We start from the raw sequence: 18,458 nt of genomic DNA on the forward strand, positions 1-18,458 counted from the left end.
ACAACCCTTCGAGCTGTCGCAACCAACTGGGGCCGGTTTACGCCGGCCCCTTTTTCATTGTGCAGCCGCGACGCGTGTTGCGATCCGTGCCACCGCGGCGGCGTGGATGCCGGGGGCGCTGGCGAGTATGCCGAAAGCGCGGGGATCGCGTTTGTTATAGTCGAGCTTCTTGCCGAAGGCATCGCTGACCGCCGCCCCTGCTTCGCGCGCGATCAGGCCCGCTGCGGCGATATCCCATTCGAAACCCCAGCGTACCGTCGCCACGAGGTCCGCTTCGTCTGCAGCGACCATCGCGATGCGCAAGGCAATGGAGTTGGGCTGATCGACCGTCACGAGATCGGCATCCGCTTTCGGCAAGACATGCGCGGGCACCCGCGAGCCGGCGAATTCCTGGCGCGTGCTGGCAGCAAGCCTGTCGCCGTTGCGATAGGCGCCCTGCCCCGCCACCGCCTGCCAGGTTTCCTTGCGCGCGGGGGCGCACAAGGTGCCGATGAGCGGGCGCCCGCCACTGATCAGGGCAACGGAAACCGCCCAGCCGGTACGGCCGCGGATGAAATCGCGCGTCCCGTCGACCGGATCGACCAGCCAGATGAGATCATTGTCCAGCCGCGCTGGATCGTCGGCGGTTTCTTCCGACAGCCAGCCTGCCGACGGCAGCAGCGCCCCCAGTTCCCGCTTGAGAAAAGCGTCCACTGCGAGATCGGCTTCGCACACGGGATCCCCGGGCTTTTTCTCCCACGCATTCAGATCGTTCCCCGCCCCCGGCCAGAGGTCGTAGGCGATCCTTCCTGCTTCGGAGACGATGGATTCGAGGCGCTGACTATCGATCATGAAAGAATGCCTGCTGCCTGCACCCGAAAGCGGGCCTTTTCAAGCGCGTCCAGACATGCTTAGGGCCCTCGCAACTCACTTTCCCCAACGCATGACGCGAAGGACGACGCTCCACCATGAACATCCACGAATACCAGGCCAAGGAACTGCTCGCGAAATACGGCATCGGCATCCCTGCAGGGCATGCCGCGCTGACGGTCGAAGAGGCCGTGGAGGGTGCGAAGAAACTGCCCGGACCGCTTTACGTCGTGAAGGCACAGATTCACGCCGGCGGCCGCGGCAAGGGCAAGTTCACCGAACTGGGTCCCGATGCGAAAGGCGGCGTACGCCTGTCGAAGAGCATCGAAGACGTGGAAGCCAATGCCAAGGAAATGCTCGGCAATACGCTGGTAACCGTACAGACGGGTGATGCCGGCAAGCAGGTCAACCGCCTCTACGTGACCGACGGCGTCGACATTGCCAGCGAATATTATCTGTCGATGCTGGTCGACCGCGCTACCGGCCGCGTTGCCATGATCGTATCGACCGAAGGCGGCATGGACATCGAAGAGGTTGCCCATTCGACGCCTGAAAAGATCACCACCATCACCATCGATCCGGCACAGGGCTTTATGCCGCATCACGGCCGGGCGATGGCCTTCGCGCTCAAGCTGACGGGCGATCTGAACAAGCAGGCGCAGAAGCTGGCGAAGCAACTGTATACCGCCTTCATGGATCTCGACTGCGAAATGCTCGAGATCAACCCGCTCGTCGAAACCGAGGACGGCAACCTTCTGGTGCTCGACACCAAGATGAGCTTCGACGGCAACGCGCTGTTCCGCCACAAGGACGTGGAAGCGCTGCGCGATGTGACCGAGGAAGATCCCGCCGAAGTCGAAGCGAGCGAATACGACCTCGCCTACATCAAGCTGGACGGCAACATCGGCTGCATGGTGAACGGCGCGGGCCTTGCCATGGCGACGATGGACATCATCAAGCTGAACGGCGCGTTTCCGGCCAACTTCCTCGACGTTGGCGGCGGCGCCACCACCGAGAAGGTGACGGCCGCATTCAAGATCATCCTGAAGGATCCGGCGGTCGAGGGCATCCTCGTCAACATCTTCGGCGGCATCATGAAATGCGATGTGATTGCCAACGGCATTGTGCAGGCGGCCAAGGACGTGAACCTTTCCGTGCCCCTCGTCGTACGCCTGGAAGGCACCAATGTCGAAGAAGGCAAAGCCATCCTCGACAATTCTGGCCTCGCCATCGTCAGCGCCGACGATCTGGGCGACGCGGCGAAGAAGATCGTTGCCGAGGTCAAGAAGGCGGCATGATCGCCCGGCACAGATGATCTGCAGCTTTTGAGAGGCGGGCCCCGGAAACGCGGCCCGCCTTTCTATTTCCGGCGCCAGGGAACACTCGTTCGCGGCCAGCCTTATCTAAGCGAAAGCCCGTCGAACGCTCACTTGACGTTTACGTAAACGCAAGATAGGCGGGCGCCACAGTTTCCAGTCGAGAGGAAGGCAGAACCCATGAAAATCCTCGTCCCCGTCAAGCGGGTGATCGATTACAACGTCAAACCGCGCGTCAAGGCCGACGGTTCGGGCGTCGATCTTGCGAACGTCAAGATGAGCATGAACCCGTTCGACGAAATCGCCGTCGAAGAGGCGATCCGCCTGAAGGAAGCAGGCAAGGCCGAAGAGATCATCGCCGTCAGCATCGGCCCGGCAAAGGCGCAGGAAACGCTGCGCACCGCGCTGGCCATGGGCGCCGACCGCGCCATTCTGGTGCAGACCGATGACGAAGTCGAACCGCTCGCCGTTGCCAAGATCCTCAAGGCCATCGCGGACGAGGAACAGCCCGGCATCGTGATGCTGGGCAAGCAGGCGATCGACGACGATTCGAACCAGACCGGCCAGATGCTCGCGGCCCTGATGGGCCGTCCGCAGGGCACCTTCGCCAACACCGTCGAAGTCGACGGCGACAGCGTTACCGTGAAGCGCGAAGTGGATGGCGGCCTGCAGACGGTCAAGCTGACCATGCCGGCAATCGTCACCACCGACCTGCGCCTGAACGAGCCGCGCTATGCGTCGCTCCCCAATATCATGAAGGCGAAGCAGAAGCCGCTCGATACCAAGGCTCCGGCCGATTTCGGTGTCGACACCGCGCCGCGCCTCAAGACCACCAACGTCTCCGAACCGCCGGTTCGCCAGGCAGGCGAAAAGGTCGAGGACGTCGACGCGCTGGTCGCCAAGATCAAAGCCCTCGGCATTGCATAAGCCAGACAGACGAGAAGGAAGACAGATATGAAAACCCTCGTTTGGGTCGAACACGACAACAAGAGCCTCGCCGATGCGACGCTCGCCGCCGTAACCGCTGCCGGCAAGATGGGTGAAGTCCACCTGCTGGTCGCAGGCTCGGGCTGCCGCGCGGTCGCCGACGAAGCTGCCAAGATCGAAGGCGTGGGCAAGGTCCATCTCGCCGACGATGCGGCCTACGAGCATGCGCTGCCGGAAAACGTCGCCCCGCTGGTGGCCGATCTGATGGGCCATCACGATGCGTTCGTGGCGCCTGCAACAACCACGGGCAAGAACATCGCCCCGCGTGTCGCCGCGCTGCTCGACGTGATGCAGATTTCTGACATCCTTTCGGTCGAAGGCGACAAGACCTTCACCCGCCCGATCTATGCCGGGAACGCGATCGCGACTGTCGAATCGTCCGACGAGAAGCTGGTGATCACCGTGCGCGGTACGGCCTTCGAAAAGGCCGCTGCCGAAGGCGGCTCGGCAAGCGTCGAAGAAGTTTCGGGCCCCACCGATGCCGGTCTTTCGACCTTCGTCAGCGAAGAAATTGCCGAAAGCGATCGTCCCGAACTGACAAGTGCCAAGGTCATCGTGTCGGGTGGCCGTGCGCTGAAGGATTCCGAAACCTTCGAACAGATCATCACCCCGCTCGCCGACAAGCTCGGAGCCGGGATCGGTGCCAGTCGTGCAGCCGTCGATGCAGGCTACGTGCCGAACGATTACCAGGTCGGTCAGACCGGGAAGATCGTAGCGCCGGAAGTCTATATCGCCATCGGTATTTCAGGTGCGATCCAGCACCTTGCAGGCATGAAGGATTCCAAGACCATCATCGCCATCAACAAGGACGAGGACGCTCCGATCTTCCAGGTCGCGGACATCGGCCTGGTGGCCGACCTGTTCAAGGCGGTGCCGGAGCTGACCGAAAAGCTTTGAATTGCAATGCTCTAGCAATTCTGTAACCCTTCCGCCCTTATCTGGGGCGGGAGGGTTTTTCAGTGCTTGGTCGTATAGTTTCGTTTATATTATCATTTGCGCTTGCCGCACAGTCGGGCTTCGCTGGAGCAAGTGGAACCGTGGTACTAGAGCCTAGTTCGAATTGGCAGCTTGATTACGGCGAAACACGTTGCCGCATCCTCCGGACTTTTGGCGAAGACGACCAACAAAGCGTCTTGTACTTCGAGCAATACTCTCCATCGGAGCAGTTTGATTGGGTTGTTGCTGGACCCTTGTTACATCGTTACTCTTCTGGCCAAAAAATCGGCGTACAATTTGGGCCCGGCCAATTGCCGTACGCTTTCAGGCCGGAAATTTCTTTGACCTTGGGTGATTTCGGCACTGGAATTGGCGGAGGAAGTGTTGAGGATGCTTCAAGCGAGAAGGACGAGAAAAAAGGCGAGAATTACGCCGGTCCAGTCGGACTTCCAAGCCTCCCGGTCGAACAAGGCGCGGGGATCGACTGGGTCGAACTCTCTCGTTCCGGTCGTTCTTATCGCTTGAAGACAGGCAACCTTGGGCCGGTGTACGAAGCGCTAAACGCGTGCATGGCGGATCTCGTAACCCATTGGGGGGCAAACCCAGAGATATTGAAAACTCGCAAGACTTTACCTGAAATCGTTAACCTTCAAAGGGTGGCACGGCTTATTCAGGAACACTACCCTGGAAAAGCTGAAAGAAAAGGCGCGCAGGCAAACTTGCTCGTGAGGGTAATGGTCGAAGCTGATGGAACGGTTGCGAGATGCCATATGGAATCGATGACCGCAGCGGAAGGATTCGATAACACGGCGTGTGTGGTTTTCGTTGAGAACGCCAAGTTCAAGCCCGCCACCGACCTTCAGGATCGACCCATTCCATCTTATTACACGGTACGCGTGTCGTACCGGCTGCATTGATACGTCCCTAAATGACGTACATGTCGACGGTATGGATGGTGAGCCCTACCAAGCCGCCCACCATCGTACCGTTTATGCGGATGAACTGGAGGTCGCGGCCCACGGCGCCCTCGACCCGGTCGGTGATCGTCCGGGCGTCCCAGCGGCGGACGGTTTCCGATACCAGCCGCACGATCTGGTCGCCATAGCGGGTTGCGACGCCGACCGCGGTACGGCGGGCGAAGCGGTTGACCTGGCGTTGCAGCCGCGCATCGTCGCGCAGGGCGGCGCCCAGTTCGCCCAGCGTCTCACCGAGATAGCCACCGCCCGGTCCATTGGAATTGCGGATCGACGTGATCAGATTGGCCCGCAGCCTTTCCCACACACCCTGCCACCATTCGCCGATGGCAGGATTGTCGAGCAGTTCGTTCTTCATCCGCTCGACACGGTCCCGCATCTCCGGATCTTCGCGCAGGCCCCTGGCCAGCTCGTGCAGGCCTTCCTCCACCTTGCTGCGCAGAGGATGCTCGGGATCGACCAGAACCTCCGCCAGGAGCTTGTAGAGCCCGTCGAGCACAGAATTGGCGAGCCGTTCGTCGAGGCCGGTGAACCGCAGTACGGCGTTGGCGCGCTTGTGCACCATGTCGCGCACCATCGTTTCGTTGTCTTCGAGCACCAGCCCGGCCCAGCGGATGATCTTGTCGATCAGCGGCTTGTGGCGCCCGTCGGCGATCATCGCGTCGAGCATGCCGCCCAGTAACGGTGCCACTTCGAGCTTGCCGAGCTGGGTCTTTATCCCGCTGCGGACCTGTGTGCCGAGCCGTTCCGGATCGAGCGATTCGAGTACTTCGACGGCAAGTTCCCCCGCCCCCGAACGGATACGCGAATCCTTCATCGCCCCGGGATCTGCCAGGTAACTGCCGACGGCGTGTGCCAGGTTCATCGAGCCCATCCGCCGGCCGACAACGGCTGGCGTCAGAAAGTTTTCGCGCAGGAAGCCGGCCATCGTGTCGGCGATGCGGTCCTTGTTCTCCGGAATGATCGCCGTATGCGGTATCGGCAGGCCGAGAGGGCGGCGAAACAGCGCGGTCACGGCGAACCAGTCGGCGAGGCCGCCGACCATGGCCGCTTCGGCAAAGGCGTGGAGATAGCCCCAGGCCGGATGCGCCTCGAGAAAGCGACCGGACCACAGGAACAGCGCGGCCATCAGCACGATGAGCCCGGTTGCCGTGCGCCGCATGGTGCGCGCACGGTCTGCCGCGATGGGAGGGTCTCCGGAAGGCAGACCCGCTGGCGAGCGGCCCTTCACTCCGCGGGTTCGACCCCCGGCTCTTGCGAGCCGTTCCGCACGATCCCGCGCGTATCATCGCCTTCCTTGTAGGTCAGCATGCGGGTGCGCAGCCATGGGCCGACCCGCTTTTCGAAGCCGTCGGCAAGGCTGAACCCTGCCGGCACGATAAGCAGCGTAAGCATCGTCGACAGGATCAGTCCGCCGATCACCACGGTACCCATCGGCGCACGCCATGCCCCGTCGCCTCCGCCGAACACGCCCGACAGGGCTGTCGGCACCATGCCGGCCGTCATCGCGACCGTCGTCATGACGATCGGCTGTGCACGCTTGTGCCCGGCATCGATGATGGCGTGCAGCTTGCGCGTGCCCTTGTCCATTTCCTCGATGGCGAAGTCGATCAGCAGGATCGAGTTCTTCGAGACGATACCCAGCAACAGCAGGATGCCGATGTAGACCGGCATCGATTGCGGCTGGCCGAACAGCCACACCAGCAGAATGCCGCCGAGGGGAGCCAGAGCGAGACTGGTCATGTTGACCAGCGGGCTCATCAGGCGCTTGTAGAGCAGCACTAGGACGGCAAACACCAGCAGGACACCCGATGCGATTGCGATTGTCAGGCTGGTCATGAGCTCGGCCTGCCATTCATCCTGACCGACGACGTCGCGATTCACCCCCTGCGGGAGATCCTGCAGGATCGGCAAGGCATCGATCTTCGCCTGCGCTTCGCCCGTCACCACGCCCTGCGCCAGATCGGCGCCGACAAGAACGCGGCGGTTCTGGTTGTAACGCTGGATCGTGGTCGGACCCGAACCGAAGGTAATGTCAGCAACGCGGGATAGCGGCACCGACCCGCCGCTGGCGGTCTGGACCGGCAGATTACGGATGGTGGTCAGGTCTTCTCGCGATTGCTCCGGCAGCTTGACCCGGATGGGAATCTGGCGATCGGAGAGCGAGAACTTGGCGGCATTCTGTTCGATCTCACCCATGGTCGCGATGCGGATCGTCTGGCTCAGCGCGACGGTTGTCACACCGAGTTCCGCGGCAATATTCTCGCGCGGGGTGATGATCAATTCGGGGCGGTTGATGTCCGCGCTGATGCGCGGCGCGACCAGCATGTCGATGCCCTTCATCTGTTCGACCAGCTTGGCAGCGGTTTCGTTGAGAAGTTCTGGATCCGACCCGGCAAGCATGACGGTCATATCGCGGCCAGACCCGAACCCACCCGATTGCGACGCGAACCGGACGCGCGCATCCGCGATCTGCGCAAAGGTCGGGGCTAGGGCACGCTCAAATTGAATGGAGGTACGCTCACGGTCGGGGCGCAGCGTGATGTAAATCGTCGCCTGCCCTTCGCGCACGCGTTCAAGCGCCCGGTCGACTTCCTGCTGCTGATAGAGGATCGCTGCGACTTGATCGGCTACCCGTTCGGTCGTCTCGAGAGTGGTCCCCGGGACCATCTCGATTTCGATCCGGCTATTGTCATCGTCGATATTCGGCTGGAACTGTGAAGGCACGATGCCGAACAGCAGGATGGTCAGCAGCAGCGCGAAATAGCCGACACCCAGCATCCACACCCGGTGATCAAGGAAGCGGGCACGGAGATATTGCCACACCTGCGCCATGTGATCGCCGAAACGCCGGACAATGAAACCCAGGATTGCGAAGGCGGCCAGTGTGGCCAGCAGTCCGGCAGCGAGGGCCAGCGCCAGCTGGATCACGCCGACAAATTTTGAAAGGATCTCAGCAGGCAGGCTGGCATTGGGGCCAGCGATCATTGCCGAAATGCCAAACCCCTGCAAAAATCCCGAGACCGTCATCGTGACACCAGCGGAAACGGCCAGGGCGAGCAGCACGACCAGCAACAGGGACAGAACGTAGAGCCAGCGATGGCGCGGCCCTTCCAGCCCTTCGCGCGCAGCATACATCTTGCCCCGATCGAGCGACCACCGCAGCACGTCCATATAGCGGTCCATCAACGGACCTTCACCGTGCGCGGCTTCGCCATGCGCCTTGAGGAAATAGGCCGCGAGCATCGGCGTGATCATACGTGCGACCGCCAGCGACATGAGCACGGCGACGACGACGGTGAAGCCGAAATTCTTGAAGAACTGGCCCGAAATACCGGGCATGGCGCCCACCGGGAAGAAGACCGCAACGATGCAGAAGCTGGTGGCGACCACCGGCAGGCCGATTTCATCGGCAGCATCGATCGATGCCTGATAGGCCGTCTTGCCCATGCGCATGTGTCTGACGATGTTTTCGATCTCGACGATCGCATCGTCCACCAGCACCCCTGCCACCAGGGCCAGGGCGAGAAGGGACAATTGGTTCAGATTGAACCCGAGCAGGTCCATGAACCAGAATGTCGGGATAGCCGACAACGGAATGGCGACGGCGGAAATCGCCGTTGCACGCCAGTCACGCAGGAAGAAGAACACCACTACCACGGCGAGGATGGCGCCCTCGATCATGGCGGCCATGGCGCTTTCGTACTGTTCCTTGGTGTATTTTACCGTGTTGAACAGCGGGATGAACTTCACACCCGGATTTTCGGCTTCGATCTCCTTGATCTTTTCGAGAGCGTCTTCATAGACGGTGACGTCCGAAGCGCCCTTGGCGCGGCTCATGGCGAAATTGACGACTTCCTTGTCCCCGACCTTGCTGATCGACGTCCGTTCGGAATATCCGTCGCGCACCTTGGCGACATCGGCGAGCTTGACGGTGCGGCCGCCACCCAGCTGAATCTGGCGCTGGCTCAGCGCATAGGCGTCTTCGCTATTGCCGAGTACGCGAACCGACTGCTTGGTGCCGCCGACTTCGGTCGCGCCACCAGCGGCGTCGATATTGCTTTGCCGCAGCACTCCGTTGATCTGGCTCGCGGTAACACCCAACGCCTGCATCTTAGGCAGGTCGAGGATGACTTCTATCTCGCGATCCACTCCACCGAACCGGCTGACTTCCGCCATGCCTTCGATGCTCAGGAGTTGCTTGGCGACATTATCGTCGATGAACCAGCTCAAGCCTTCGATCGTCATGTCGTCCGCTTCGACGGCATAGATCGCCAGGAAGCCGCCGGAGACTTCCTGTTTGGTTACGCGCGGTTCAATAATCCCGTCAGGCAGGGACCCGCGGATCTGGTCGACCGCGTTCTTAACCTCGGCAACGGCGTCGTTCGGGTCCGTACCGATCTCGAACTCGATAAAAGTATTGGAATTACCCTCGCTCGCCGTCGAATTGATCGAATTGACCCCGTTGATCGAGCGAACGGCGGATTCGACCAGTTGCGTAATCTGGTTTTCGATTTCGGTCGGTGCCGCGCCGGGTTGGGAAATCGATACGCTGACCGCCGGAAATTCGATGTCCGGATTGTTGACCACATCCATGCGGGCAAAGCTGATCAGTCCCGCAAGCAGGAGGGCGGTGAACGCGACCAGCGGAATGACAGGATTGCGGATCGACCAGGCAGAAATGTTCCGGAAGCTCATCTACTTGTCTCCGCTCACTCGGCCTCGGCCGCGCGCGTCTTCACGGTTTCGCCTTCGGTCAGGAACCCACCGGCACGCAGCACGACTTTTTCACTGCCCGTAAGACCGTCGGTAATCACGATGCCCTTCGAAGTAACCGTACCGGTCGTGACCGGACGACGCTCCGCTTTGTTTTCGGCATTGACGATCAGGACGTATGGCCCCTCGCGATCGGACAAGACGGCGCTTTCCGGCAGGATCGGGGCAACGACGGTGCCGCTGGAGATGGTCGCGGTAGCAAATCCACCCGGCCGAAGCCCGGGAGCGTAAGACAGCGCTATGCGCACAGTGCCTTGCCTGTCTTCAGGGCTAATCGTGGGCGAAAGCTGCCAGACCTGACCGGTATAAAGCTGGTTGGTGCCGACAGGGCGGATCTGCGCCCTCGTTCCGACGGAGATGGAACTGAGAGCATCTTCGTTCAGACGAGCCAGCATTTCCATTTCGCCGCCGCGCGCGATGCGGAACAGGGGGGCAGCCCCTGCGCTGACCGTCTGGCCGGTTTCGACACTGCGCTCCAAGACATAGCCGGAATCGGGTGCGACGATATTGAGGCGGGCGTTGCGGGCGCGCAATTCGCCGAGCTGTGCCTGCGCCACGCGGACGCGGGCGACCGCAGCATCGCGTGTGGCCGTCAGACGATCGACATCTGCCTTCGAAACGAAGCCGCGATCGACCAGCTGGAGCGCACGGTCGAGATTGGCCTGCGCCAGATTTGCATCGGCCTGGGCCACCTGGATATTGGCCGCGGCGCTCTGGACCTGCTGAGATTGTACGGACTGGTCGATGCTCGCGAGCACCTGTCCCTTGCGGACCCAGTCGCCGGCTTCCACCGGAACGGACACGACGCGGCCGCCTTCACCGACAACGCCCACAGGCATTTCGCGGCGCGCAGACAAAGTACCCGTGGCTGTGATTTCGCCATCGACCGTCGTCCGGCCGGGGGTGATCACGGTCACGGTCGGCGCCTGTGCATTTTCGTCACCCGCCGGCGTCGTCGTGCCCGCGCCGCGCAGGACGAAGAACGCCACGATCGCCACGGCAAGAACGAGCAGAGCAGCAATGATGATGATCCGGCGCTTCTTGCGCGCGGACCCTTCGAATTCGGCGGACTCACGGTCGAGTTCGACCGCAATCGGCTCGCCCTTTTCAGCCATCACTCCAGATTCGTAGTTCATCTTTTCCCTGCCCCAGTAGCGCCACGGATATGCGGTGTATTACATGCCTATATCACTTAGCGCAAGATTTTCGCAATCCGGGCGATATACCCGGGTCATGATTAGGGCAATCTAGGGTTCGACCGATGGCATGCATGGCTTGACGAATGTCACCGTCAAACCACAACGGGGAGCAGACACGAAAAGGGCGGAGCGCCTGGCAGCGCCCCGCCCTTCGCGGAATAAGTGTATCGTTCGGCTTAGCGGACGCGTCCGCGCTGAACCATATTGGCGATGCCGAGAAGCACGATAGCGCCCAGCAGCGACATCAGGAGGCCCGGTACGCTGAATTCGGTCAGCGTCGCGCCGATGCCGATGAGCGAGCCGATGAAGCCGCCGATGAACGACCCGACGATGCCAACGATGATATTCCAGAAGATGCCCATCGAGGCATCACGGTTCATCACAAGGCTTGCGAGCCAGCCGATGATACCGCCGACGATGATTGCGATAATCCAACCCATTACAATTCCTCCTGTTTACCCCGTCAAACCCTTTGGTCCTTCAACGGACCGTCGTGTCATACGGTTCCCTGCGTTGGGTGCAGGAATGCAAGATGAGCGTGTGGATGGGTGTTTGGTTCCCGCGGAGCGATCCCGGGGAACCGGCCGGGATCAATATTTCAGCTGACGCTCGTAGAGGTCGCGATAATGCTGGATGCGCGTTACCCGCAGACCCTGCATGCCCGAACGGTCGACCGACCGTTGCCATGACGCGAATTCCTCGAGGCTGAGCGAATAGCGTTCGAGCACTTCATCGATGGTCAGCAGACCGCCGTTCACGGCAGCCACGACCTCCGCCTTGCGGCGCACGACCCAGCGCTTCGTCTTGGGTGAAGGCAAGTCGTCAACGGTCAGCGGCTCCCCGAGCGGGCCGATAACTTGTGCAGGGCGGATGTCCTGGTTTTCGATCATTTGTTCTCTCTATCGCCGTGCACCGCATCGCTTGCGGCATCCGCAGCACTTAACCCGGTGGGTTTGCCATGGCTTAAATCTTCATGGTTAAACGCCGGTTTACTTTCCTCGCCGACCTCGCGGCGAGCTTCGCCGAATGCGTTGAAGCCGCCGTCGACCTTGCCCAATTCGTCTCGCAAATCGCGAGTCGCGGCGAGTTTTGCGACCAGATCGGTCCAGCGGAACTGCCGCAAAACCGTAGTTTCACGCTGATCCTGGACCTGCGCCCTGTTGATGTGCCCCTCGAACATGCAGGATGGATAGCGCGCCATGGTAAACGATCCGTGAAACCATGATTGTGGGCCTTACGGGGTCCTACTGGTGGCAGGCGCGCAAGCCGTGTATGGGGCGGCAATGCACGCAACCGAAACCCTATCGCCGGACCAGGCCGCTGCACTGTTCGACCTGCCGCGGCCGGCTTCCGAATGCCGTATCGTCGTCGCCATGTCGGGCGGCGTGGACAGTTCCGTCGTGGCAGCGCTGGCCGCGCGCACCGGGGCCGAAGTCATCGGCATCACGCTGCAGCTCTACGACTACGGCGCGGCCACCGGGCGCAAGGGTGCCTGCTGCGCCGGGGACGACATTCGCGATGCGCGCGCGGTCGCCGAACGTCTCGGCATCGCGCATTACGTGCATGATCACGAAAGCGCCTTTCGCGAAGACGTGGTGGAAACCTTCGCGGACGATTACCTCGCCGGCCGCACGCCGGTCCCCTGCATCAGGTGCAACATGGGCCCCAAATTCACTGATCTGCTCGACATGGCGCGCGAACTGGGGGCGGACTGTCTTGCGACGGGCCATTATGTCCGGCGAGTCATCGGTCCGGCCGGGGCCGAATTGCACCGCGCGGCCGATCCTGCGCGCGACCAGTCCTATTTCCTTTACGCCACGACCGACGACCAGCTCGACTTCCTGCGCTTCCCGCTTGGCGGCATGCCCAAGACCGATGTTCGCGATCTTGCCGAAGGGGCGGGTCTGCGCAATGCAGCCAAGCCCGACAGCCAGGACATCTGCTTCGTGCCCGACGGCGATTACGCCAAGATCGTCAAGAAGATGCGGCCCGAAGGCGCACGGCCGGGCGCGATCGTCCATGCCGCCACGGGCGAAACCCTGGGCGAACACAAGGGCGTCATCCATTACACGGTCGGCCAGCGCCGGGGTCTCGAAATCGGCGGCCAGCCCGAACCCCTTTATGTCGTTGGCATCGACGCCGCCGAAGCGCAGGTGAAGGTCGGCCCCAAGCGCATGCTGGCGGTGGCCGAAGCGCATATCATCGAGACCAATCGCATCGGCCCGCTTCCCGACGTGCCGCTGACGGCCAAGGTCCGCAGTCTCGCCAAGCCGGTGCCGATCGTGCTCGACGGTTCGCTGGGCGACGGACAGCCCGTGGCGATACGCTTCGCCCAGCCCGAATTCGGCGTGGCCCCGGGCCAGGCGGCGGTGATCTATGCCGGCGACAGGGTCGTCGGTGGCGGCTGGATCGATTCGACCAAGCAGGTCGCGGCCTAGTCCTGCCACTCCTGCAACAGGCAGCCATAGCCTTCGCGGTATGTGGCGGTGTCGGACGCGATGAGCGGGATGGACGCCGTAACGCTTTTCGCTTCGGCATCCTCGCTCAGCGAGATCAGTTCCATGCCGTCCAGCTTGTCCTTGGCGCAATCGTCCAGGCTGCGTCCGGCCACGAAGCGGCACGAACAGGCGACCCGCGCGGCATAGGCCGATCCGGTGGCGCCCGTCTTGCGCAGGCCATCGCCCCACGCCAGCCAGGCAGCGCCCAGCAGCGCGGCGACCAGCAGGATCAGCCACAGCCAGCGGCGCGGGTTGCGGGAGTGTGTTTTGGCCGTTGCCAAGCGGGATTCCTTCGTGCGAGTGACGCCGGGCCATGACCCTGCGTTTCGCCCCCCTTATCGCGCTTGCCCTCGCCACCTCAAGCCTCGTCTCCTGCGGCTCGCCGGGTCCGGTCGAAGAACCCCCGCTGAGCGAAGAGGCTCTGGCCGCGGTGAGCAAGGATCCCGGCGCCCCGACCAAGGCCCTCGCCCGCGCGGCGGACGAATTGTTCACGCTGGACGGGCTCGGCGAAACGCGCGCGCTGGTGGTCTATCATGGCGGCAAGCTGGCGCTGGAACGCTACGCCCCGGGCTATGACAAGGATACGCGCTTCGTCAGCTGGTCGATGGCCAAGACGGTCACCGCCGTGATGATCGGCATGCTGGTGGCGGACGGGCAGCTGCGGCTCGATGCCCCCGCCCCGGTCCCGCGCTGGCAGCGCACCGGCGATCCGCGTGCCGAGATTACCCTGCGCCATCTGCTCCAGATGCGCAGCGGCCTCGAACACACCGAAGCCGGCGATCCGCCGTGGCAAAGCGGCGAAGTGCGCATGCTGTTCCTCGACGGGCGCGACGACATGGCCGATTACGCCACCGCCCAGCCGCTGGAGGCGGAACCCGGCGAAAAATTCGAATATTCCTCCAACACCACCGTGATTCTCGCCGCGATCGCGGCCCGCGCCCTCACCGACAGCAAGGATCCCGACGTGCGCCGCAAGGCGGTGGCCGACTATCTCAAGGCGCGATTGTTCGAACCGCTCGGCATGACCAGCGCCGTGCCCGAATTCGACCGTGCGGGAACGCTGATCGGCGGCAGTCTGATCCATGCGACTGCGCGCGACTGGGCGAAATTCGGGGAGTTATTGCGCAACAAGGGATCCTATCGCGGCGAGCAGCTCGTCCCGCGCCAGTGGGTGGACGAAATGGTCGAACCCAGCCCGCGCAGCCCGCAATACGGGCTCCAGACCTGGCTCAACCGCCCCCTTTCCGAAGGCGAGGAACACCCGCTCTTTCCCGACCGCGCTCCCCACAGCGCCTTCTCGCTGATCGGTCACATGGGTCAGTATGTCTTCGTCTCGCCGTCGCAGAAACTCACCGTCGTACGGCTCGGCCATTCCAACGCCGAAGAACGCAAGGCCATGCTCCAGCAGCTGGCCGACGTGATCGAACTCTATCCTGCAAGCTAGGGCAGGACGAAACTGCCTTCGACCACGGTGATGCAGGATCCGGACAGGATCGCCCGGTCCCCATCCCGGCGGCAAACGGCATGCCCGCCACGTTTCGATGCCTGGAACGCGGTGAAGCTGTTCCGCCCCAGCCGCTCGGTCCAGAAATAGGTCAGCGCGGCGTGGGCCGACCCGGTGAAGCTGTCTTCATCCACGCCGCCGCCCGGCACGAAGACCCGGCTCACCACATCGGTTTCCAGCCCCGGCGCCGTGCAGATGAACTGGTCGTTCCCCAGCGCGGCCAGACCGCGCAGATCGGGGTCCAGCGCACGCACCTGTTCCTCGTTTTCGAACAGATAGATGCCGTACCGATCGGGACTTAGCCAGACGTCCTGCGGCTTCGCGCGCAACAGGTCTACCGCCTGCGCCCAGGCGTCCGGCTCGGTCGGGATCAACGGTAGCGCCAGCTCATATCCGGCAGCCCCGCGGGTTACCGCGAGCAGCCCTGCCCGGCGCGTACGGAACGTCACTTTATCGCCGCCATCGCGCATCAGCAGCGCATGTCCGCTGGCAAGCGTCGCATGGCCGCACAGGCGTACTTCTTCCGTCGGGGTGAACCAGCGCAGTTCCCAGTCAGCCTCGCCGCTCGCATCGCGCACGACGAATGCGGTCTCGGCGAAATTGTTCTCTTCGGCGATGGCCAGCAGTGTCGCATCGTCCAGCCAGCGCTCCAGCGGCATCACCGCAGCCTGATTGCCCGTAAAGGGGCGCTCGGCAAAGGCATCGACATGGAAATAGGGCAGCTTCAAACTCACGCATCTTTCTCCAGCTTGGCGAATTCGTCATCCTCGACCAGCGGATTGCCGGGCTTGTCCACATGGCCTTCCGGGTCGATATGGATGAGCAGTTCCATGCCCGGAAACTGTCCGCACAAATCCTCTTCGACCCGTTCGATGATCGCGTGCGCCTGCTCGATCGTCATTGCCGGCGGCAGGTCGACATGGAACTGGACGAAATCGCGGTTGCCGCTGGTCCGTGTACGCAGGTCATGCAGGTTGGAAAGCTCGGGATGCCTGGCCGCCGCCTCGACGAAGGCGATCCGGCGCGATTCGGGCCATTCGCGGTCCATCAGCGCATCCACCGCCTCGCTCGCGCCGCGCCACGCCCCAAAGGCGAGCCAGGCGGCAATGGCGAGGCCGAACAGCGGATCGGCCAGGCCCAGGCCCGCATACTGATCCAGCATCAGGGCTGCGATCACCGACAGGTTCAGCAGCAGGTCGGACTTGTAATGCAGGTGATCGGTCTGGATCGCCAGGCTGCGCGTCCGGCTCATCACATAACGCTGCCAGCCGAGCAGGGCCAGGGTAAGCGCAATGGCAATCACCGATACGGCGATACCGTCCCCTGCAGCAGCGGTCTGGTGCTGCCCGGCAAGCTGCATGATGGCGCGCACCGCGATCCCGAATGCGGAAAGCGCAATCAGCATGACCTGGAAGATCGCCGCCAGCGCCTCCGCCTTGCCATGACCGAACCGATGGTCCTCGTCGGCGGGCATGGAGGCGACCCATACGCCGGTCAGCGTGGCGAGGCTGGCGATCAGGTCGAGTGCCGAATCGGCCAGACTGCCGAGCATGGCCGTCGATCCGGTGCGCCAACTGGCCCAGGTCTTCAGCGCGACCAGTATCACCGCCACGGTGATGGACGCCATCGCCGCGGAACGGGCGAGTTTGGCGGTGGGCGCCGTCATGGATAAAGCAGCGTGTTGGACCACGCTTCTTCCGCGCTATCGCGCGAGAACAGTCGCCGGTCGTGAAGGCGGAATTCGCGATCCTGCCAGAATTCCATCCGGCGTGGACTGAGCCGGAAGCCCGTCCAGTGTTGTGGGCGCGGCAAATTGCCTTCGGGATAATGTTCTTCCAGAGCGGCCACCCGGTCGAGATAGACTTGGCGATCCGGCAGCGGGCGGGACTGGTCGCTGGCAGCGGAACCGATTTGCGAGACCCGGGCGCGCGAATGGAAATAGGCGTCGGCCATCTCCGCGCTGACTTCCTCCAGCGGGCCTTCTATCCGGATCTGCCTGCGCAGGCTTTTCCAGTGAAACAGCAGGGCCGCGCGCATATTGGCGCGGATCTGCTCACCCTTGCGGCTTTCGGCATTGGTATAGAATACGAAGCCGTCGCTGCCATGATCTTTCAGCAGCACCATGCGCACGGACGGGAATCCGTCGGGCGATGCGGTGGCCAGTGCCATGGCGTTGGAATCGTTGGGCTCGCTTTCCTTCGCCTCGGCAAACCACACTTCGAACAGCATGAACGGATCGCTCTGCGGAATGGCGCTGGTGTCGTTCTGCATCGGACGTTTCCTACACTGGGAAGAAGTTGGAACTGGGTTCAGGAGCAAAATTCACCGGAGCCCGTTTTTGCCCGACAGGGCCTATATACAGGAAATAGCCATCGACCATGGGATGTTCTCTATCGCCAATATGTTCTGCAGGAAACCACGCGCGCTTGCATGCGCATGGCGTAGCAATTAGCTAACACACCATGGCCGATCCCTACTCCACACTTGGCATAGCGCGTAACGCGTCCGAAAAAGACATCAAGAGCGCGTATCGCACGCTCGCCAAGGAACTGCATCCCGACCGCAACAAGGATAATCCCAATGCGGCCGAACGCTTCAGTCAGGTGACCAACGCCTATGATCTGCTGTCCGACAAGGACAAGCGCGCGCAATTCGATCGCGGCGAAATCGATGGCGATGGCAACCCGGCCAATCCCTTTGCGGGAATGGGCGGCGGTGGCGGATTTCGCCCCAATGGCGGTCAGCGCGGATACCGGACGGAAGATTTCCAGGGGTTCGGCGGTGAAGAAGTCGATCTGGGCGACATCTTCGAAGGCCTGTTCGGCGGGCGTGGACCGCGCGGCGGCGCAGGCGGACCATTCGGCGGCGCCCAGCAGCAGCGCCGTCAGCCACCCCAGAAGGGCGCGGATATCGGCTACAAGCTGCGCGTCCCCTTTACCGATGCAGCGACGCTGAAAGATCAGCGCATTACGCTGGCAGACGGCAAGACGATCGATCTCAAGCTGCCCAAGGGTGTCGAAGACGGCACGCAGATGCGCCTCAAGGGCAAGGGTCAGCAGGGTCCCGGCGGCGCGGGCGATGGCCTCGTCACCATCGCGATCGACCGGCACAAGGTATATCGGCGCGAAGGCGACGATGTGCGGCTCGATCTGCCGATCACGCTCGACGAGGCAGTGAACGGCGGCAAGGTCCGGGTGCCCACGGTCGATGGCCCGGTCATGATGACCATCAAGGCCGGCACCGACAGCGGCACCGTGCTGCGCCTGAAGGGCAAGGGCTTTACCCGCAAGAACGGAAGCCGGGGCGATCAGCTCGTGACGCTCGAAATCCACCTTCCCGCCGATCTCGCGGAACTTGCCAAGCGGCTCGATGGGTGGAAGGACGATGGGGATCCGCGCAGCAAGCTCGGGATTTAGTTT

At 62.5% G+C, this 18,458-nt stretch carries 18 protein-coding genes; 7 read left to right on the forward strand and 11 right to left on the reverse strand.

Annotation, left to right across the window (positions count from 1 at the left end; translation table 11 throughout):
• Nucleotides 1-54: 54 nt before the first annotated feature.
• Nucleotides 55-831 (reverse strand): 3'(2'),5'-bisphosphate nucleotidase CysQ, encoded by a 777-nt coding sequence (locus tag KYK83_RS00685; protein WP_222826849.1) that lies wholly within the window; start codon nucleotides 829-831, stop codon nucleotides 55-57.
• A 116-nt stretch (nucleotides 832-947) separates the two neighbouring features.
• On the opposite strand from KYK83_RS00685, the gene sucC reads away from it, so the two are divergent.
• The 4 genes from sucC (at nucleotide 948) to KYK83_RS17505 (ending at nucleotide 5,005) form a co-directional block, all read left to right on the forward strand.
• Nucleotides 948-2,147 carry an ADP-forming succinate--CoA ligase subunit beta gene (gene sucC, locus KYK83_RS00690; protein WP_222826850.1) on the forward strand — a complete coding sequence of 400 codons (1,200 nt, stop codon included), beginning with the start codon at nucleotides 948-950 and terminating at the stop codon, nucleotides 2,145-2,147.
• A 198-nt stretch (nucleotides 2,148-2,345) separates the two neighbouring features.
• Entirely contained in the window at nucleotides 2,346-3,092 is a 747-nt protein-coding gene (locus tag KYK83_RS00695; protein WP_222826851.1) for an electron transfer flavoprotein subunit beta/FixA family protein, read from the forward strand.
• A gap of 27 nt (nucleotides 3,093-3,119) precedes the next feature.
• Nucleotides 3,120-4,049, forward strand: a complete 930-nt coding sequence (locus tag KYK83_RS00700; protein WP_222826852.1) for an electron transfer flavoprotein subunit alpha/FixB family protein — start codon at nucleotides 3,120-3,122, stop codon at nucleotides 4,047-4,049.
• A 62-nt stretch (nucleotides 4,050-4,111) separates the two neighbouring features.
• Nucleotides 4,112-5,005 carry a TonB family protein gene (locus tag KYK83_RS17505; RefSeq protein ID WP_222826853.1) on the forward strand — a complete coding sequence of 298 codons (894 nt, stop codon included), beginning with the start codon at nucleotides 4,112-4,114 and terminating at the stop codon, nucleotides 5,003-5,005.
• A gap of 7 nt (nucleotides 5,006-5,012) precedes the next feature.
• Here KYK83_RS17505 and KYK83_RS00710 read toward each other — a convergent pair whose 3' ends face one another.
• The 6 genes from KYK83_RS00710 to KYK83_RS00735 form a co-directional block, all read right to left on the reverse strand.
• A complete protein-coding gene (locus KYK83_RS00710) occupies nucleotides 5,013-6,224 on the reverse strand; it encodes a DUF445 domain-containing protein (RefSeq protein WP_222826854.1) in 1,212 nt (403 codons plus the stop codon).
• A gap of 65 nt (nucleotides 6,225-6,289) precedes the next feature.
• Nucleotides 6,290-9,760: an efflux RND transporter permease subunit gene (locus KYK83_RS00715; protein WP_222826855.1), complete on the reverse strand. Its 3,471-nt coding sequence runs from the start codon at nucleotides 9,758-9,760 to the stop codon at nucleotides 6,290-6,292.
• Between the two features lie 14 nt (nucleotides 9,761-9,774).
• Nucleotides 9,775-10,974 carry an efflux RND transporter periplasmic adaptor subunit gene (locus KYK83_RS00720; protein ID WP_103024672.1) on the reverse strand — a complete coding sequence of 400 codons (1,200 nt, stop codon included), beginning with the start codon at nucleotides 10,972-10,974 and terminating at the stop codon, nucleotides 9,775-9,777.
• Nucleotides 10,975-11,213: 239 nt separating this feature from the next.
• Nucleotides 11,214-11,477, reverse strand: a complete 264-nt coding sequence (locus KYK83_RS00725) for a GlsB/YeaQ/YmgE family stress response membrane protein (RefSeq protein ID WP_103024673.1) — start codon at nucleotides 11,475-11,477, stop codon at nucleotides 11,214-11,216.
• Between the two features lie 150 nt (nucleotides 11,478-11,627).
• Complete coding sequence (gene sciP / locus KYK83_RS00730) at nucleotides 11,628-11,927, reverse strand: CtrA inhibitor SciP (RefSeq protein ID WP_103024674.1); 300 nt, start codon at nucleotides 11,925-11,927, stop codon at nucleotides 11,628-11,630.
• Nucleotides 11,924-12,238, reverse strand: a complete 315-nt coding sequence (locus KYK83_RS00735; protein WP_196847313.1) for a hypothetical protein — start codon at nucleotides 12,236-12,238, stop codon at nucleotides 11,924-11,926. Before KYK83_RS00735 ends, sciP begins: the two co-directional genes overlap by 4 nt.
• Before the next feature lie 82 nt (nucleotides 12,239-12,320).
• On the opposite strand from KYK83_RS00735, the gene mnmA reads away from it, so the two are divergent.
• Nucleotides 12,321-13,475 (forward strand): tRNA 2-thiouridine(34) synthase MnmA, encoded by a 1,155-nt coding sequence (gene mnmA, locus KYK83_RS00740; RefSeq protein WP_222826856.1) that lies wholly within the window; start codon nucleotides 12,321-12,323, stop codon nucleotides 13,473-13,475.
• Here the strand turns inward: mnmA and KYK83_RS00745 are convergent.
• Entirely contained in the window at nucleotides 13,472-13,816 is a 345-nt protein-coding gene (locus tag KYK83_RS00745; protein ID WP_196847311.1) for a hypothetical protein, read from the reverse strand. The two genes, mnmA and KYK83_RS00745, sit on opposite strands and share 4 nt — an antisense overlap.
• Before the next feature lie 32 nt (nucleotides 13,817-13,848).
• On the opposite strand from KYK83_RS00745, the gene KYK83_RS00750 reads away from it, so the two are divergent.
• Nucleotides 13,849-14,979, forward strand: a complete 1,131-nt coding sequence (locus KYK83_RS00750; RefSeq protein ID WP_222826857.1) for a serine hydrolase domain-containing protein — start codon at nucleotides 13,849-13,851, stop codon at nucleotides 14,977-14,979.
• On the opposite strand, the gene KYK83_RS00755 is transcribed toward KYK83_RS00750, so the two are convergent.
• From KYK83_RS00755 to pdxH, 3 genes are read right to left on the reverse strand one after another with little or no spacing between them, the layout of a single operon-like run.
• The gene (locus tag KYK83_RS00755; protein WP_221597429.1) at nucleotides 14,976-15,767 is read right to left on the reverse strand and encodes a PhzF family phenazine biosynthesis protein; all 792 of its coding nucleotides are present in this window, start codon (nucleotides 15,765-15,767) and stop codon (nucleotides 14,976-14,978) included. The genes KYK83_RS00750 and KYK83_RS00755 overlap by 4 nt on opposite strands.
• Nucleotides 15,768-15,769: 2 nt before the next feature.
• Nucleotides 15,770-16,705 carry a cation diffusion facilitator family transporter gene (locus KYK83_RS00760; RefSeq protein ID WP_222826858.1) on the reverse strand — a complete coding sequence of 312 codons (936 nt, stop codon included), beginning with the start codon at nucleotides 16,703-16,705 and terminating at the stop codon, nucleotides 15,770-15,772.
• On the reverse strand, nucleotides 16,702-17,310 hold the full coding sequence (pdxH, locus tag KYK83_RS00765; protein ID WP_196847309.1) for a pyridoxamine 5'-phosphate oxidase: 609 nt from the start codon (nucleotides 17,308-17,310) through the stop codon (nucleotides 16,702-16,704). The genes KYK83_RS00760 and pdxH overlap by 4 nt, the downstream gene beginning before the upstream one ends.
• 191 nt (nucleotides 17,311-17,501) lie before the next feature.
• On the opposite strand from pdxH, the gene KYK83_RS00770 reads away from it, so the two are divergent.
• Nucleotides 17,502-18,455, forward strand: a complete 954-nt coding sequence (locus KYK83_RS00770) for a DnaJ C-terminal domain-containing protein (protein WP_221596876.1) — start codon at nucleotides 17,502-17,504, stop codon at nucleotides 18,453-18,455.
• Nucleotides 18,456-18,458: the final 3 nt, after the last annotated feature.

The organism is Qipengyuania pacifica (assembly GCF_019857205.1).
Taxonomy (GTDB): Bacteria; Pseudomonadota; Alphaproteobacteria; order Sphingomonadales; family Sphingomonadaceae; genus Qipengyuania; species Qipengyuania pacifica.

What these genes read in the sequence shown, in the direction of transcription:
- KYK83_RS00720 (WP_103024672.1), bottom strand. Translation starts at nt 10,974, where the DNA reads ATGAACTACGAATCTGGAGTGATGGCTGAAAAGGGCGAGCCGATTGCG.
- KYK83_RS00725 (WP_103024673.1), bottom strand. Translation starts at nt 11,477, where the DNA reads ATGGGTTGGATTATCGCAATCATCGTCGGCGGTATCATCGGCTGGCTC.
- KYK83_RS00710 (WP_222826854.1), bottom strand. Translation starts at nt 6,224, where the DNA reads ATGCGGCGCACGGCAACCGGGCTCATCGTGCTGATGGCCGCGCTGTTC.
- pdxH (WP_196847309.1), bottom strand. Translation starts at nt 17,310, where the DNA reads ATGCAGAACGACACCAGCGCCATTCCGCAGAGCGATCCGTTCATGCTG.
- KYK83_RS00685 (WP_222826849.1), bottom strand. Translation starts at nt 831, where the DNA reads ATGATCGATAGTCAGCGCCTCGAATCCATCGTCTCCGAAGCAGGAAGG.
- sciP (WP_103024674.1), bottom strand. Translation starts at nt 11,927, where the DNA reads ATGATCGAAAACCAGGACATCCGCCCTGCACAAGTTATCGGCCCGCTC.
- KYK83_RS00715 (WP_222826855.1), bottom strand. Translation starts at nt 9,760, where the DNA reads ATGAGCTTCCGGAACATTTCTGCCTGGTCGATCCGCAATCCTGTCATT.
- mnmA (WP_222826856.1), top strand. Translation starts at nt 12,321, where the DNA reads ATGCACGCAACCGAAACCCTATCGCCGGACCAGGCCGCTGCACTGTTC.
- KYK83_RS00750 (WP_222826857.1), top strand. Translation starts at nt 13,849, where the DNA reads ATGACCCTGCGTTTCGCCCCCCTTATCGCGCTTGCCCTCGCCACCTCA.
- KYK83_RS00760 (WP_222826858.1), bottom strand. Translation starts at nt 16,705, where the DNA reads ATGACGGCGCCCACCGCCAAACTCGCCCGTTCCGCGGCGATGGCGTCC.
- KYK83_RS00770 (WP_221596876.1), top strand. Translation starts at nt 17,502, where the DNA reads ATGGCCGATCCCTACTCCACACTTGGCATAGCGCGTAACGCGTCCGAA.
- KYK83_RS00735 (WP_196847313.1), bottom strand. Translation starts at nt 12,238, where the DNA reads ATGGCGCGCTATCCATCCTGCATGTTCGAGGGGCACATCAACAGGGCG.
- KYK83_RS00695 (WP_222826851.1), top strand. Translation starts at nt 2,346, where the DNA reads ATGAAAATCCTCGTCCCCGTCAAGCGGGTGATCGATTACAACGTCAAA.
- sucC (WP_222826850.1), top strand. Translation starts at nt 948, where the DNA reads ATGAACATCCACGAATACCAGGCCAAGGAACTGCTCGCGAAATACGGC.
- KYK83_RS00700 (WP_222826852.1), top strand. Translation starts at nt 3,120, where the DNA reads ATGAAAACCCTCGTTTGGGTCGAACACGACAACAAGAGCCTCGCCGAT.